The 314-nt window shown below is 49.4% G+C and carries 1 protein-coding gene; it reads right to left on the bottom strand.

Translation table 11 applies throughout. The features are described from left to right. The coding region (locus tag J0A66_RS22550) for a glutathionylspermidine synthase family protein (protein WP_206576050.1) at positions 1 to 193 on the bottom strand (193 nt) is incomplete at its 3' end. Between the last annotated feature and the right edge of the window lie 121 nt (positions 194 to 314).

Below are 314 nucleotides of genomic sequence, written 5' to 3'. Positions count from 1 at the left end.
CCACTACTTCCAGACACATCTGGTGCAGCGTTTCGGTGGGGCCTTCCAGCTCTTCTTCTATCTGGCGCAGGGTAAACTGGTAGTAAGCACTCTCATCCCAATAAGGCTCGCCGTACATAGTATGAAAGTAAAAACCAAACTCGGCCGCGGTTTTCTGCCAATGGGGGCGGGGAGTAATCGGCATTCTCAGCATTGACTAGTGCCTTTCTTTGCCGGGCTTATCTTTGCCAAGTTCAATAACGGTTTTTTCCTGGCCGATAAACTCAACCAGCACTTGTGTGACAAATACATCCTGCACCTTATTGGTCTTACCC

The organism is Bowmanella dokdonensis, from assembly GCF_017254865.1.
GTDB classification, from domain to species: Bacteria; Pseudomonadota; Gammaproteobacteria; order Enterobacterales; family Alteromonadaceae; genus Bowmanella; species Bowmanella dokdonensis.
This window is presented reverse-complemented; position numbering and strand designations above follow the sequence as displayed.